This window comes from Bacillus sp. AY18-3 (assembly GCF_008042305.1).
GTDB lineage: Bacteria > Bacillota > Bacilli > Bacillales > Bacillaceae_G > Bacillus_A > Bacillus_A wiedmannii.
The window spans coordinates 54,944-69,427 of the sequence record NZ_QKQR01000006.1; the positions used below are offsets into that span (position 1 = coordinate 54,944).

The 14,484-nt window shown below is 34.1% G+C and carries 19 protein-coding genes, 1 pseudogene and 1 riboswitch; of the genes and pseudogenes, 13 read left to right on the plus strand and 7 right to left on the minus strand.

Annotated elements, in window-relative coordinates; all coding sequences use genetic code 11:
* Positions 1-36: 36 nt before the first annotated feature.
* Together DM800_RS05455 and DM800_RS05460 are read right to left on the minus strand one after the other, a co-directional pair.
* Positions 37-420, minus strand: coding sequence for a hypothetical protein (locus DM800_RS05455; protein WP_087984913.1), 384 nt, complete (start codon positions 418-420; stop codon positions 37-39).
* A gap of 73 nt (positions 421-493) precedes the next feature.
* Positions 494-952, minus strand: a complete 459-nt coding sequence (locus DM800_RS05460) for a helix-turn-helix transcriptional regulator (protein ID WP_147786555.1) — start codon at positions 950-952, stop codon at positions 494-496.
* A gap of 217 nt (positions 953-1,169) precedes the next feature.
* Here DM800_RS05460 and DM800_RS05465 point away from each other — a divergent pair, with 217 nt between their 5' ends.
* From DM800_RS05465 to DM800_RS05475, 3 genes and pseudogenes are all read left to right on the plus strand, one after another.
* Complete coding sequence (locus DM800_RS05465; protein WP_097889151.1) at positions 1,170-1,517, plus strand: YxeA family protein; 348 nt, start codon at positions 1,170-1,172, stop codon at positions 1,515-1,517.
* Between the two features lie 75 nt (positions 1,518-1,592).
* Entirely contained in the window at positions 1,593-1,772 is a 180-nt protein-coding gene (locus DM800_RS05470) for a hypothetical protein (protein WP_088064659.1), read from the plus strand.
* A 19-nt stretch (positions 1,773-1,791) separates the two neighbouring features.
* Positions 1,792-2,108, plus strand: a pseudogene (locus tag DM800_RS05475) (FtsX-like permease family protein); the annotation flags it as partial.
* Between the two features lie 324 nt (positions 2,109-2,432).
* Here DM800_RS05475 and DM800_RS05480 read toward each other — a convergent pair.
* From DM800_RS05480 to hpt, 3 genes are all read right to left on the minus strand, one after another.
* Entirely contained in the window at positions 2,433-2,612 is a 180-nt protein-coding gene (locus DM800_RS05480; protein WP_000289924.1) for a cold-inducible protein YdjO-related protein, read from the minus strand.
* Positions 2,613-2,760: 148 nt separating this feature from the next.
* Positions 2,761-3,663 (minus strand): diacylglycerol/lipid kinase family protein, encoded by a 903-nt coding sequence (locus tag DM800_RS05485; protein WP_060486638.1) that lies wholly within the window; start codon positions 3,661-3,663, stop codon positions 2,761-2,763.
* Positions 3,664-3,745: 82 nt separating this feature from the next.
* Positions 3,746-4,273 carry a hypoxanthine phosphoribosyltransferase gene (hpt, locus tag DM800_RS05490; protein ID WP_001047287.1) on the minus strand — a complete coding sequence of 176 codons (528 nt, stop codon included), beginning with the start codon at positions 4,271-4,273 and terminating at the stop codon, positions 3,746-3,748.
* Between the two features lie 161 nt (positions 4,274-4,434).
* Here hpt and DM800_RS05495 point away from each other — a divergent pair, with 161 nt between their 5' ends.
* From DM800_RS05495 to DM800_RS05520, 6 genes are all read left to right on the plus strand, one after another.
* Positions 4,435-4,650, plus strand: a complete 216-nt coding sequence (locus DM800_RS05495; RefSeq protein ID WP_048541082.1) for a hypothetical protein — start codon at positions 4,435-4,437, stop codon at positions 4,648-4,650.
* Positions 4,651-4,833: 183 nt separating this feature from the next.
* Positions 4,834-5,166, plus strand: coding sequence for a hypothetical protein (locus tag DM800_RS05500; protein ID WP_046199459.1), 333 nt, complete (start codon positions 4,834-4,836; stop codon positions 5,164-5,166).
* A 177-nt stretch (positions 5,167-5,343) separates the two neighbouring features.
* On the plus strand, positions 5,344-5,832 hold the full coding sequence (locus DM800_RS05505; protein ID WP_088609437.1) for an LPXTG cell wall anchor domain-containing protein: 489 nt from the start codon (positions 5,344-5,346) through the stop codon (positions 5,830-5,832).
* An 88-nt stretch (positions 5,833-5,920) separates the two neighbouring features.
* On the plus strand, positions 5,921-6,541 hold the full coding sequence (locus tag DM800_RS05510; protein ID WP_097889154.1) for a class D sortase: 621 nt from the start codon (positions 5,921-5,923) through the stop codon (positions 6,539-6,541).
* A 39-nt stretch (positions 6,542-6,580) separates the two neighbouring features.
* The gene (locus DM800_RS05515) at positions 6,581-7,270 is read left to right on the plus strand and encodes a response regulator transcription factor (protein ID WP_060486642.1); all 690 of its coding nucleotides are present in this window, start codon (positions 6,581-6,583) and stop codon (positions 7,268-7,270) included.
* Positions 7,267-9,117 carry a sensor histidine kinase gene (locus DM800_RS05520; protein WP_147786556.1) on the plus strand — a complete coding sequence of 617 codons (1,851 nt, stop codon included), beginning with the start codon at positions 7,267-7,269 and terminating at the stop codon, positions 9,115-9,117. The genes DM800_RS05515 and DM800_RS05520 overlap by 4 nt, the downstream gene beginning before the upstream one ends.
* Positions 9,118-9,325: 208 nt before the next feature.
* Here the strand turns inward: DM800_RS05520 and thiT are convergent, their stop codons facing one another.
* On the minus strand, positions 9,326-9,994 hold the full coding sequence (gene thiT, locus DM800_RS05525) for an energy-coupled thiamine transporter ThiT (protein WP_147786557.1): 669 nt from the start codon (positions 9,992-9,994) through the stop codon (positions 9,326-9,328).
* 86 nt (positions 9,995-10,080) lie between these two features.
* Positions 10,081-10,182: riboswitch (TPP riboswitch) on the minus strand.
* A 194-nt stretch (positions 10,183-10,376) separates the two neighbouring features.
* Here thiT and DM800_RS05530 point away from each other — a divergent pair.
* From DM800_RS05530 to DM800_RS05540, 3 genes are read left to right on the plus strand one after another with little or no spacing between them, the layout of a single operon-like run.
* Entirely contained in the window at positions 10,377-10,604 is a 228-nt protein-coding gene (locus DM800_RS05530; RefSeq protein WP_000060518.1) for a FeoA family protein, read from the plus strand.
* Complete coding sequence (feoB, locus tag DM800_RS05535) at positions 10,601-12,589, plus strand: ferrous iron transport protein B (protein ID WP_088064653.1); 1,989 nt, start codon at positions 10,601-10,603, stop codon at positions 12,587-12,589. The genes DM800_RS05530 and feoB overlap by 4 nt, the downstream gene beginning before the upstream one ends.
* A 16-nt stretch (positions 12,590-12,605) precedes the next feature.
* Positions 12,606-12,773 carry a FeoB-associated Cys-rich membrane protein gene (locus DM800_RS05540; protein WP_000989597.1) on the plus strand — a complete coding sequence of 56 codons (168 nt, stop codon included), beginning with the start codon at positions 12,606-12,608 and terminating at the stop codon, positions 12,771-12,773.
* A 37-nt stretch (positions 12,774-12,810) separates the two neighbouring features.
* Here DM800_RS05540 and DM800_RS05545 read toward each other — a convergent pair whose 3' ends face one another.
* On the minus strand, positions 12,811-13,389 hold the full coding sequence (locus DM800_RS05545; RefSeq protein ID WP_097889156.1) for a lipoprotein BA_5634 family protein: 579 nt from the start codon (positions 13,387-13,389) through the stop codon (positions 12,811-12,813).
* 404 nt (positions 13,390-13,793) lie between these two features.
* On the opposite strand from DM800_RS05545, the gene DM800_RS05550 reads away from it, so the two are divergent.
* Positions 13,794-14,459 (plus strand): PspA/IM30 family protein, encoded by a 666-nt coding sequence (locus tag DM800_RS05550; protein WP_000110287.1) that lies wholly within the window; start codon positions 13,794-13,796, stop codon positions 14,457-14,459.
* Positions 14,460-14,484: the final 25 nt, after the last annotated feature.

The following is a 14,484-nucleotide window of genomic DNA, read 5'->3' on the forward strand; positions in this document are numbered from 1 at the left end:
AAAAGGGAGAGTTATTTTGTAGAATAACTCTCCCTTTTAATGTAATAGCTTTTCATTACTTACATTAGGTGTTGTTTGAAATACAGTTATATAAATTGTTAATATGATTGTATTGATTAGATTAGCTAGTATAGTCATAAAATCACTTGATGGAGTGATAAGAACAAAGATTGAAAGTATGGCAGAAGCAAGTGGAATAAACTTTTGTAGTGTAGTTAACTTTCCGTCTTTATGAAGCTTCGAAGATTGAAAGAAGCAAAGTAAGAAAATAAAGGACGTAAATAATAATCCTAGATAGCCCCATCCATCTTCAATATACCAAGGTAAAAAGCTCATTCTTGATGTGAAAATAAATAAATTGAATACTAACGTGCTAATGATTAGCGTATTTAAAATCGTGATATTTGTCTGTTTTTCCATTTGAATTATACTCCGAAATTTATTTTATCCTGCTATTTGTGGGGCAGCAAAAAACATTAATTAAAATTTCACTTTATTGAGATGTTTTTGCCGTTTCCATAAATCTTTGTTCAATTTCATCCAATTCGAATGAGTGGCATATTCTGCGGTCTTCTTTATCTAAAATTCGATAATGTTGAGATAAAATATTTTGTTGTATTTGATAACCATTTAATTCTTTTATTTGTCGCCACCACACTTTTCCTCCTAAAGTCTTCGGGAAGTTTGTACTGTAATGTGTAAAAGCGATTGTTTTTATAATTTCATTCACATCATCCCCAAATGTCATCTGGACTGTATCGCTCTGTTCGAAGAGTGTTACGACACAAACTGCGCCTGCCCATGTTAGCGTGCGTCTTCCTTTTTCGATTTCTACTAATGTTTTCTTCGATAAGCCAATAATTTCTGACATTTTATCTTGTGATAGATTATTTTCAACACGGATGAGTTTTAATTTTGAATTAACGAGTTCAATAAATTCTTGTTTATTCATCATGCAGCTCCTTTTTTAATATAGTGTAAAATTACACTAAAAGTGTAATTTTGTCAATCAGAGTGTAAAAAGTTATTTTTTGTCTATTTCAATCTTTTTAATTAAAATTTCACTTTTAGTTTAAGAAAATGTTAAGAAATCGAACGAGTTTTTATTAAGAAATAAGCTCTATACTTAGAAAAACCTTAAAGAAAACATAATGAAAGGTGGAATATAGATGAAAAGATTTATTTTTGGATCACTACTTGTTATCGTCGCAGGAGCGGCATATTTATTAAATGGGAGCGCGGGGTTTGATAGAATGAATCCATTTCTTGATATAGAGGACCATTATGCAATAATTGATAACGATGGAAAAGAGTTAGGTGGAAATAAAGGTCGTGAATATAAAGTGAAAGCTTATGATGAAAATGGTAAGAAAAAAGAAGTTACAATTGACGAAGTAGATGAATTACCAAAAGGCTCATACTGGCATGTGCTTACGAGAGGTAAGTTCTTACATAATAAAGTACAAGTAACAACAGATAAAATTCCTGATGGAGCGAAGGCGAAATTAGGACTATAAGTATAAAACCGATTCTCAATGAGAGAATCGGTTTTGTTGTTTTATGGTAATGTTTAGTGTAAGGGGGCGAGGGTGATGCTACTCATTGTTAGTCTTATTTTAATCGGGGTTATGTGTAGTATGAGAATAGTATCTTTACATATGATAGAACGAGAAAAGATAGAAGAGCGATATGTATATTGTCCAAAATGTAATGCGAAAATTAGGAGAGGCAATTCTGCTCCCTTTTGTTCCAAATGTAATTTAACATTTTAATTATAGGAAATTTGAAATCATTTTGTATGGTTTTGGATTTTTTACACGAAAGCGTAAGAAAGAAATAGGTCTTTACTCTTTACTAGGTATTGGAAAAAAAGAAATAGGCAAAATGCTGTTTTATGAAAATACGTTAATGGTTTTACTATCGATTAGTAATCGGCATTGTAATTGGTAGTTTACTTTCAAAATCATTCCTTCAGTTATTAGTAAGCATGATGGAATTAGGCGTAAACGTTCATTTTGAAGTACCGATTGGAGCGGTTATTGATACAGCATGTATTTTTTTGTTTCATTTTTCTTTATACATCTTTTAAAGGATATAGCGTTATTTATATTAGTTATTATTTCTTAACGGTTCATTCTTATTTTCGGATTGTGAGTAAATGAAAATAGTGATAAAGTTTTTCGGGAAACGAAAGAGAACATAGTGAAAATTATGTTCTCTTTCGTTTTTTATTAGCTAAAATGAGGTGTGCATAACTAAGGTTTGATAAGGGGAATTTGAAACAGAAAAGAGATGGGAAAACCATCTCTTTTCTGTTTCAATGTTTTACGCTATTATCTATTTTCTTTCTATTCACATATAGGAAATGCATCTTGTAGATAAGGAGAAAGATAATCCTTTATTCTAATATTTAAAGTGGAGAAAAGCAGAAGTTAGAGCTTTTGTAATAAACGCTCGCTACTATTCATATCATTTTTGCATAATGGACATTTTGGTTCTTCTTCTAATGAAAAATTTTTACGCATCCATCCACGGCAGTCTTTTGCCGTGCATTCCCATATAGCTATCGCTTCGGGATCTTCTACAGGCTTATCATTTTTTCTCCAATACATGTGATCGCTCCTCTAAAGTGAAAAGTTTTTTTGAAAAAATAAAAAGGTTGTTAACATTTTTTGTTAACAACCTTTTACTTATTAATTATACTGTATTTTTCGCAAAAATGCGAAGTTTAGTAATTATTAAAGTATAATAAAGTATTGATTACACAACCGCAGGATTATAAATCATCGTAAAGTGTCCTTGTAATAGTTCAATATGACAAGGTGTATGAAGCGAGCTTTCTCCATCTGTATCTACTTCTTTTTCTTCTTCTGTTTCAATATGAATGGATTTCGCTTTTACGTGGAAGATGTCATTTTCATTTGAGTCTTCAAATAGTTTCTTTCCGATATAATCTTTAAACGCTTGAATGCCTGTTGATTTGACTACGAAAATATCAAGTGTTCCGTCGTCGCATTTTACGTTCGGGATAAAGGACGGGATCCCGCCAAGATATTCACCGTTTCCAACCATAACAAGGACAGCTTCGTCTTCATATACTTGTCCGTCGTACGTAATTTTTACTGGGAATGTTTCAGCATTTTTGACAGTTCGAATTGTGCTTAAGTAGTAGCCGATTTTTCCAAGCTTTGCTTTCTCTTCTGCATCAATATTGTTTGATACTTCAGAGACCAGTCCAATGCCCCAGAAGTTTAAGAAGTGTTGTCCATTTGCTTTTGCAACATCAACTGGTTTTACGTGTTCTTGTGTAATGAGTTTTGCTGCTTCTGCGATGTTTTGCGGAACGCCTAGCGTACGAGAGAAGTCGTTGCAAGTGCCGCCTGGAATGATTGCAAGTGTAGGTCTAGTTTCAAGAGGTGCTAAGCCATTTGTGCATTCGAATACAGTACCGTCGCCACCAAAGACGATAATTAAATCTACTTTACTAGCAAACTCTTGGCAATATTTTGTTGCATCGCCTTGCTCTTTCGTATGAAGGATATGTAAGTCAGGAAAAGCTGCCGCAAGAGGTGGTACGATTTTCGTTAAGTTCGTATGTAGATCACCTTGTCCTGCTTTCGGATTTACGATGAGGAGTACTTTTTCAAATTTTGTTTTTGTCATTTTATTCTCTCCCTTTGTCTTTTACGAATCGTGATAGAAAATAAACTTCCATCAATGATTGATAGAAGTTTATTCTATTATATTATTCCGTTACAACTGAAGCGATAAATGGTAAGTTACGATATTTTTCTGCGCAGTCGATACCGTAGCCAACGATAAATTCGTCTGGAATTTGGAAGCCAACATATTCAGCTTTTAAGTCCACTTTACGACGCTCAGGTTTATCAAGTAACGTACAGAATTTCAATGCTTTCGGTTTATGCATAAAGAAGTGGTCTTTTAAGAAGTGAAGTGTTAAACCAGAATCGATAATATCTTCTACGACAATTACGTTTTTTCCAGTAATGTTTACATCGATATCTTTTAATAGTTTTACTTTGCCAGTTGTTTCTGTTTGATTTCCGTAGCTAGATGCAGAAATAAAGTCGATTGTTACATCGTTTTTAATGTGACGAATTAAATCGGCAGCGAATACGAAAGATCCTTTTAATACAGCGATTACTACGATTTCTTCTCCTTCAAAGTCACGTTCGATTTGAAGTGCTAGTTCTTTTACTTTTTCTTGTAATTGTTCTTCAGAAATTAAAGTATCTTTTATTTCAAGATTCATTGGAGTCCTCCTACAGTGTAAAACTTGTGAACATTTCGACTGTAAAGGAAAGAAGGGGAAAAGTCAAAGAAGATATAAGTTTTTTACAGAAATCCCCACAAAATAGTCAGATGATATGATATACTGATCATATAAAGAAAACGCTTCCAAAGAGGGTGATTATGATGAGAAAGAAAGAGTATACAAGTGCAACATTTATAAAAGCATTACTTTTAACAATTGTTCTTGGTAGTTTGGCTTACATAATTGATGTACCAGCGATTCGAATTTCACTAATTGGAATGACTTTAGTATTAGGCGCAATTTCCCACGGTATGATGTCACAGCTACAAGAAGCTGGAGTGGATCATATGAAAGATCATATAGATAAGAAATGAGAAACCTTCACGTATAGAGAGTGAAGGTTTTTTGTTTCTTACAAAAATGTAAGGTAGTTGTAAGGCAAATCGATAGTTGCATAGTAGTGTTTTGGATAAACTATAGGTGTAAGGTAAAAGGCAAGCATATTTTAGGTAAATTAAGTTTTAGGCACTCTATATGTGAAAAAGGAGTAGGAGGGCATGGAGAAACGTTGGACGACCTTTTCTTTTTTAGCAACTAGCAACACCGTAATGCTAGCTGGCGAAATGGATTTTTTGCACTTGTTTGATCGAGAAGACGATCATTCTTCTTCTAAATTTACAATGAAATGGAATAAATGGAGCGAAAGTTGTAGGTTTGAAGAAGAGGCCCCTAACGAAGAGCAAAAGATTATTTTGACAAACCCTATTAAAGCGTGGGTTGTTCAACGTCGTAAGTGTAACGTCAAAAATCACTTAAAGAAAACTGAGCCGAGACAATTAGTTATCGCTCCGGCCCGTTCTACTTCTAAATCACGCGAAAGTAACATGTAAATATTGAGACACACACCCGAAAAAACATCGCATATATTGCGATGTTTTTTTATTTTTCTACAATGAAATCTTTAAATGAAATATATTTCATCTGCATCTTATATTTATATCTCTTGTTTATTCTAGTGATACATCCGATGCGAGTTGATGTGAATAAAATATAAGGAGAGAATGAAGATGAAAAAGAGACTATTACCAATTTGTGCAATGGCACTTTTAACAGTAGGATATTCTTCAGTAGCGAGTGCGGATACTGGAACAGTAACAAAGGAAGAACAGGCACAACTGCAGCAAGATAAAGCGAAAAAAGAAGCAGTGATTAAAGAACAGCAAAAAAGTGAAGAAGAGAAAAAGAGAGTAGCGCAAGAGCAGTTGAAAAACGATAAGGCGAAAAAAGAAGCAGTGATTAAGGAACAGCAAAAAAGTGAAGAAGAGAAAAAGAGAATAGCACAAGAACAGTTGAAAAATGATATGGCAAAAAAAGAAGCAGCACAAGTACAACAAAAAAATGGTGTGGTAAAAAAAGAAGTAGCGAAGCCAGCTGTACAAGGTGAAAAATTACCAAACACAGCATCTAATAATGTAGCAATGATGGCACTAAGCGCATGTCTTGTAGGGATAGGGACATTATTTGGTTTGAATCGTCGCAATAAAGTTAAGGCGTAAATAAAATATTGTCCTATAAAGAATGGAATAATTTCATATATTAAAAATGGTAGGTTATTCCTACCATTTTTGGCATGGAGGGATGAACATGAAGTTACTCAATTATATAGGTATCATATTGATGGCCATAGGGCTATTCACGGGATCATATTACGCTATGGAATGGTATAAAGGAAAAAGCTCTGCTCAACAATTAACGAAAGAAGAATTAAAGAGGCTTGAAAATATACAACATAATCAACTTTCTTACGAAACACCTGTAACTTCCCAAGTACCTTCTTCTCAAACAGAACATAAAGAAGGAGAAAAGGTTGCACTGTTAAATATACCGAAAATAAAGAAGAAGTTTTCTATATACTGGGGAGCGGATGATGCAACGTTGAAGAAAGGAGTTGGAATGTTCGTTAGTGATGTAACGACAACGCCATCTGGAGGGGGACATACTGTACTGAGTGGACACCGGGATACTGTCTTTACAGATTTAGGAGAGTTAAAAGAAAAAGACACTCTTGTTTTAGAGTATGATAATAAAACTTACACATACGAAATTCAAAAGATATGGATTACCCATGCGGATGATCGTACTGTTATTATAAAAAAAGAAGAACCGATATTAACACTAACGACTTGCTATCCATTTGATTATATAGGGGATGCACCAGATAGATATATTATCGAGGCGAAGTTAACGGCTAGTTATTCAAAATGAAGTGATAGTTTCTGAAAGCGGAAGGGGGATACATAAGTTATGTCAAAAAACATTTTAATTGTGGAAGATGAAGATATTTTGCGTGAAATATTAAAAGATTATTTTTTGAGCGAGCAATATGTGGTGTTTGAAGCAAGAGATGGGAAAGAAGCTTTAGTTGTATTTGAGGAAGAAGAGGTTGATTTAGTTATTTTAGATATTATGTTGCCGGAACTTGATGGATGGTCTGTTTGCCGAAGAATTCGTAAAACATCTGAGGTTCCTATTATTATGCTGACGGCACGTGTAGATGAAGATGATACGTTACTTGGATTTGAACTTGGGGCAGATGACTATGTGACGAAGCCGTATAGCCCACCAATTTTATTAGCAAGAGCGAAAAGGCTGTTAGAAAGTAGAAAAGTAACGAAGCAACTTCTAGAGAATGAAGATGATACATTATCCATCCACGGTATTCACGTCCACTTCCCATCGCGCACTGTTACTGTAGATAGGACAGACATTAATTTAACACATACTGAATTTGAAATATTAGCTTATTTCATGAAAAATCAAGGGATTGTTTTAACGCGAGAGCAACTCATTTCAAGAATTTGGGGATATGAATTTGCTGGTGACGATCGAACGGTTAATAGTCATATTCGTAATTTAAGAAATAAATTAGGAGAGAAAGCAAAGTGCATTACAACTGTAGTACGAACAGGTTATAAATTTGAGGGGAATGTATGAGAAAGGGGATTGTACTAAAATTATTTGCCCTCACAACAGCATTATGTATGTTAATTTTAGCGACGATATTTATTGGACAAACGATATTTTTTAAACAATATTATGCGAATCGAAAAGTAGAAGATATTAAAGTGAATTTAAATTCCTTTGAGAAGAATTATTTGAATTATGCAGGAAGTGCAGAAGGAATTCAGAAGCTGGAGCAAGATTTTTTAAGAGAAAATAATACGTGGATTACAACGTTAGATCAGAATGGGAATTTAAAACATGCGGATGATTTTTATTTTGAAGTAACGATAGATCGTAGGCAACAAAAGAGCTTTGGACAACAAATATTCAAAATTCCTTTATACAATCTCGTCAATATAGAGGAGATTGATAATAAATTATCAGATCCGTTTTTAGGACAAGAAATTTATTTTTCTGGCGTGAAAAAAGGTGATAGTTTTATTCCATTCTCTTTCGCGTTAGGTAAGCAAAATTTAAATGGATCTAATAAACCGTTAGAAAAAGCGTTTCAGGAGAAAATGAAATTAGATGAGGAGAAAAAGAGAGCGGATCAAGAACAACTTGTTAAAGAAAAGAAACCAGCTGTTCAGGAAGAACCTGCTCAGGAATTAGATACTTACATAAGAGGACGTGTTACGAAAGTACAGTTTCCTGATGTAAAAGGTCTTGTAAATCCAATTTATAAAAATAGTCTATTCTTAGATAGCATAAAAGAGTTTCAAAGGGATGTATTACTAAATGAAAGTAATCAAATAGAATATTCAATAAAAACAATGGACTATGAAAAAAATGATATAAAATATAAATTATTAATGAAACCAATAACAGAAAGAGACGGATCAGTCACATATATTTATGCGATGGCTTCTTTACAGCCTGTAGATGAAGCTGTACAAATGGTGCAAGATTACTACATTTACATCATTGCATTTGTAGTCGTTCTTATTTTTCTAGCTTCGTTCTATTATTCAAAACAAATTGCAAAGCCGTTATTAAAAATAAATGATACGACGAAGAAAATAGCACACTTAGATTTCACAGAACAAATACCGATTACTTCAAAAGATGAAATTGGTGATTTATCGAAAAATATTAATGTATTATCTAATAAGCTCCATTCGCATATTGGACAGCTAGAACAAGATATTGAAAAGGAAAGAAAGTTAGAAAATACGCGGAAAGAATTTATTTCTGGTGTTTCGCATGAATTAAAAACACCGCTGAGTATTATGAAAAGCTGTATTTCTATTTTAAAAGATGGAGTAGCTGAGCATAAAAAAGAATACTATTTTCAGGCAATGGAACGAGAAGTAGATAAAATGGATACTTTAATTTTGGATATGCTGGAGTTAGCTAAATTTGAGTCAGGTACATATAAAATGAAAAAGGATGTATTTTATATCGATACAGTAATTGAAGATATATGTGAACACCTTTCTGTGGACATAGAGAAAAAAGAACTTCATGTGCATAAAAATATATGTTCATTTGAAGTAGTCGCAAATCAAAGTCGGATTGAACAAGTAATCGTGAACTTCATTACGAATGCCATACGTTATACACCGAATAAAGAGGATATTATTATTTCTACAATAGATGAGAAAAATCGTATAAAAGTGTGTATTGAAAATAAAGGTACTCACATTGAAGAAGAGCAATTAGATAAAATTTGGGACCGTTTTTATCGCGTGGATGCAGCTCGCCAGCGTTCACAAGGTGGAACTGGGCTTGGTCTAGCTATTTCTAAAAATATTTTAGAACTGCACGATGCTGAATATGGGGCAGAAAATACAGAAGACGGTGTATTATTTTACTTTTATTTACCTAAAAAAGCGTAGATAATGGATGCTACGCTTTTTTAATTTATTTTCATATTATCTTTACCTAATCTTTATTTTTAAGCGATATAATCTGGTTAGAAAATGAGGTTATGTAAGGAGTCGATGAACCGTGCATAGCAAGTGGCTAAGTATAATGGTATTTATTTTCTTTTGTGCATTTATTGTATTTTTAATTGATATTACGATATAACAAAAAGAGCGCTTATTAAGCGCTCTTTTTGTTTGAATTTATTTGATAAGCATTGATGCTCTTGAATAAGCGAGGTGAAGTAAGAAATAAAAATATAAGTAAAACGGTACATAAAATAAAAGAACCGAGCATTGTACTGCCGTTTACGATTAATGAGTATAGAACTGCTGATTGACCTTTCGGTGCATATTGTCCCCAGAAAATAATACCAGCAATAAAGTGGCAGAAATAGCGAGCAAAGCTACCGATAAATGTAGCAAGGATAATATAAGCAAGGACTTTCTTACCTTCGTTTTGTTTTGATGAAGGTTTTTCTTTACGGGTACCTAAACTTGATTGTTCTAAGTTATTTTCATTAGACGTTAAAAGTGCTTTTTGAATTGGACGATAGAATAAGCCAGCAAATCCGATAAAAGCAAAGGCCATGAAGTACTCAATGAAAGCTTGAATAGGTGTTAAAATGTAAGCATCTCCTACGACAATTTGTAATAGTCCCCAAACTAAACCACCTAAGAAAGCTGATTTAAAGCCCCAGCGGTATGCAATAATAAAAATAGGAATCATAGCGAATGAAATGGAACCGCCTGTTGGAAGTTTGATTGATAATGGTAAAATGTCGATGACCAAGGCGAAGGCTGCAAGAATTGCAGATTCGATCATCGCTTGTAAATTGGTGTTACGCATGTTGTCTCCCCCTAAATCCAAGTTGTACAAAAAAGAATAGATATCATAGGAGGATACGAAATACGTAAATAAAAAAGAGGTATGTATTTCGGACGTTTGCACAATCCCTGCGTTAGCATTAACTAACAGGTTCGAAGGGTCGGAACGAAGTGTTCCCTCTCAGCGGCATGGCTCCCCCAGTGATAACGAGATTCTTTATTTGCTATTGTTTATTGTAAGCGAAATGGATGAGAATGGCAAACGAATACAGTATGACAATGATTGAAATAGAATTGTAGCGAAATGTTAATAAATATGAAGCAAAAGGGTATAGTACAAGAGAAATAGAGTGTGCTATAATTTTTTTGAAAATAATTATCATTCTCTTCTGAGGGGGAAGGTTATGAGCTTAGTAGATATTAAAATCGGTGAGAAAGTGTTAGTAAAAAGCGTTCAGTCTTTAGATCATTTACTGAAGAGAAGATTGGCTGCTTTCGGTCTTTCTGAAGGAAGCGAACTTCGCATGAAGCAGAAAGCGATGTTCAAAGGTCCTTGTACATTGGAGTGTCGTGGACAGTTAATTAGTATTCGTCATTGTGACGCGAAAATGATAAAGGTGGAATTAGCGTGAATAAGGTAGCTTTGCTAGGGAATCCGAATACAGGGAAGACATCATTATTTAATGCACTTACTGGTTCTTATGAATACGTAGGAAACTGGAGCGGTGTAACAGTAGAAAAGAAGGTTGGTAAATTAAAAGATAAGCAAGGAACATTAATTGATTTACCAGGTGTTTATGATTTGAATCCAGTTTCGCGTGATGAAGGTGTCGTTACAAATTTTCTACTAACAGACGAATTTCATCATATGTTAAATATAGTGGATTCTTCGCAATTCGAGAGAAATATGCATTTAACGTTGCAATTACTTGAGTTTGGAAAGCCGGTTTCAATCGGATTAAATATGGTCGATGTGGCAAAGCAACGAGGCATTGTAATTGATGTAAAACGATTATCAGAGCTATTAGGTGTAACAGTCGTTCCTGTCGTTGCAAGAAGTGGAAAAGGCTGTGAAGAACTACTTGCTACTCTTAAAGAAAATGACAAAAACGAGAAAAAGCCATTCATTATTTCATATGGTGTACAGATGGATGAAGGAATTGGAGAGGTAATAGCCCTTTTAGAGACAGCGAATTATAAGCATCCAAGATGGTTAGCCCTTCAATTTTTAAGCAATAACGAAGTAGTAGAAAAAGAAATGAAAGCATTACCAATTTATAAGGAACTTGTAGCCATTCGATCTCGCTTAGAAGGAAAACTTGATTGTACGTTGGAAGAGCACATTTACAAAACTCGTGAAGCGTATATTGAAAAGTTAAAAACAAATGTTATGAAGCATGAGAAAGAAGGAAAAATTCCTTTTTCGGAAAAAATTGATAGATTAATTACACATAAAATTTTAGGACTTCCAATCTTTTTAGCAGTTATGTTTTTTATTTTTCAGGTTACGTTTACGTGGATTGGTACACCTTTATCCGATATGTTAGATGAATTTTTTGGTGGACAGCTTACGGATTGGGTAACGGCTGGGCTCACAAGTGTTGGAGCTTCTGATTTTATTCAAGCACTCGTTACAGAAGGTATTATTGCCGGTGTTGGTGCGGTATTAGTATTCGTTCCACAAATCTTTGCACTATTCTTTTTCATTTCATTATTAGAAGACTCAGGATATATGGCGCGAATTGCAGTTGTTATGGATAGAATTATGGAGTTCTTCGGTTTAAATGGAAAAGCATTCATTCCGATGATTATCGGTTTTGGATGTAATGTTCCAGGTATTATGGCAGCGAGAACGATTGAACAAGAAAAAGAACGTTTACTTACAGTTCTTGTAACACCATTTATGTCTTGTTCGGCACGTTTACCTGTATACGCATTATTTGCGGGAGTATTCTTCCCTCATAGTCAGGCAACTGTTGTGTTTTCTTTATATGTTGCAGGTATTGTTCTTGCATTATTAGTTACAAAAATTATGTCTCTTACAATTTTAAAAGCGGAAAAGTCTATTTTCGTCATTGAACTACCTCCTTACCGCGTGCCACAAGCGAAAACGTTATGGCTAAGCACGTGGGAGAAAGGTAAGGGATTTGTTCGTAAAGCAGGTACATTCATCTTCGGTGGTTCTGTTGTCATTTGGTTATTAAACTATGCAGGTCCATCAGGATTTGGTGTTGATATGGGAGATAGTTACTTAGCGATGATTGGTGGATTTATTGCACCACTATTTGCACCGCTCGGGTTTGGGACGTGGCAAGCTGCAGCATCTCTTTTAACAGGATTTTTAGCGAAAGAAGTTGTCGTTTCTACAATGGCAATTATTTATGCGGTGAAAGAAGATGTGCTTGGAAATGTAATGGGAGCACATTATACTGCGTTATCAGCATATGCATTTATGTTCTTTATTTTATTATATGTTCCGTGTTTAGCGACAGTAGCTGTTATTAAACGTGAAACAGGATCAACGAAGTGGACGATTTTCTCTGTCGTTTATCCACTCGTTGTTGCTTATGTATTAACGTTCATTATATACCAAGTTGGATCCTTACTCGGATTCTAGAAGGAGATGTATTAGAGTGATGGTCAATATTATAATCGGAGCTATCATTTTTGGTTATGCAGCATACACGTTAGTTAATTTTGTAAAGAGAAGTAAAAAGGGAAAATGCGCAGCATGTTCTTTAAATAAATCATGTCAGTCGCAAACTTGTAGTCCGGATATGGAGCAAATCGCTCACAAATAGCAAAAAAGCTTTGCGAATTTCGCAAAGCTTTTTTGTTTTACTTTTTAATTTTTACAAGTTGAGAAGCTTCTACACCGTTGTAGCCAGGGAATTCTTTACTAGGGTCTTTATCGAATTTTAATACCCCAACAGATTTTTCATCGCCTTTTACATTTACGTAAGTTGCATCATCAACAATCGCGAACATGTCGGCATATGCACGTCCACTTCCGATAATTGTATTGCCTTCGTATTTTAATTTTGCCCCATCAAGTGTAGCATTTTCTACTTTTTCTTTAGCAAATAATACACCTTGCTCTGCTGTTACAGCTGGTAATTTATTAAGTGGTTTCGTGTCGTCTTTTTCATCAACTTTGCTAAGTAACTCTTTCTTCACCAGTTCTTCACCAGTTTTCTTATCCATAACAAGAACTTTTTTACCCTCTAATGTAGTCATTTTCATTTTATAGAAGTCTTTTTCTTTCACTTCTTTTTTGTTTTTATCTGTAATTTGTTGAACTTGTTCTTCTGATCCGTACAGTACAAAACCGTTTGCTTTCTCTCCTAATAAAGAACAACCTGATAATGCTCCGAATGAAATTGCTGCTGCTAATCCGATGCCTACTAATTTTTTCATGATGATTTCTCCTTTTTATATGTTTTATTGTAAATACAGTTTTTGTATTAGTTCTGAAATGATGAGAAGCTTGTTCGTTGCTTCTGGTATTAGTGTATAAGAAATATTGCAACGTAACTATCGAGTTAGCTTACAGTAACATTACAATAATGTAATTTAGTGAAAGTGCATAAAAATAAGTCAATTCTGAAGAGGGTTAATGAGAATATATTAGGAATACAATGTTTTATATAGAATGTCATATTATATTGGCTGTATTTTGGAAATAACATGTAAGGACATATTAGTTTTGTTATAATAAACACGTAGGCTGTAAAAATGAATATTCTTTACTGTTAAGGGAGATTTTTCAGTTTTCCAAGTAGTGAATTTGAAATATGAGGTAAGTCATAGGAGGAATTAGAATGTCTGTATTTAAACGATTACGAGATTTAACCATGTCGAATGTATATTCATTAATTGAAAAAGCGGAAGATCCAGTTAAGATGACGGATCAATATTTACGCGATATGCAAGCGGATGTACAAGAAGCTGAGAAAAGTGTAGCAGCTCAAATTGCACTTGAGAAGAAATTCAAAATATTATTTGAAGAGCAAGAAGCACTTGTGAAAAAACGTGAAGAGCAAGCTCATATGGCTGTTCAAGCAAGCAATCTTGATCTTGCACGTCGTGCTCTTGAAGAAAAACAAAACGCAGAGCAAAAGATGAATGAGTATAAAGCAAGCTATGAGCAAAACAAAGCTGCTGCCGATAATCTTCGCCTGAAGCTAGAAGAAATGCGTAAGCAATTAACAGAGCTGAAAAATAAACGTGAAACACTTGTAGCACGTGTAAATGCGGCGAAAGCACAAAAGAATATTAATCAGGCGATGTCTGGATTTGATTCAAATTCAGCAAAAGCTGGTTTAAGTCGTATGGAAGAGAAAGCTCTTCAATTAGAAGCTGAAGCAGAAGCAAGTGGTGAAGTGTATAAAAAAGAAAAGTCATTAGATGATGAATTCGCAAGCTTAAACAAAAATTCTGCTGTTGACGATGAATTAGCTCGTATTATGAAGCAGTATGAGAAATAATATAGAATAGACAAAGAAACCGACA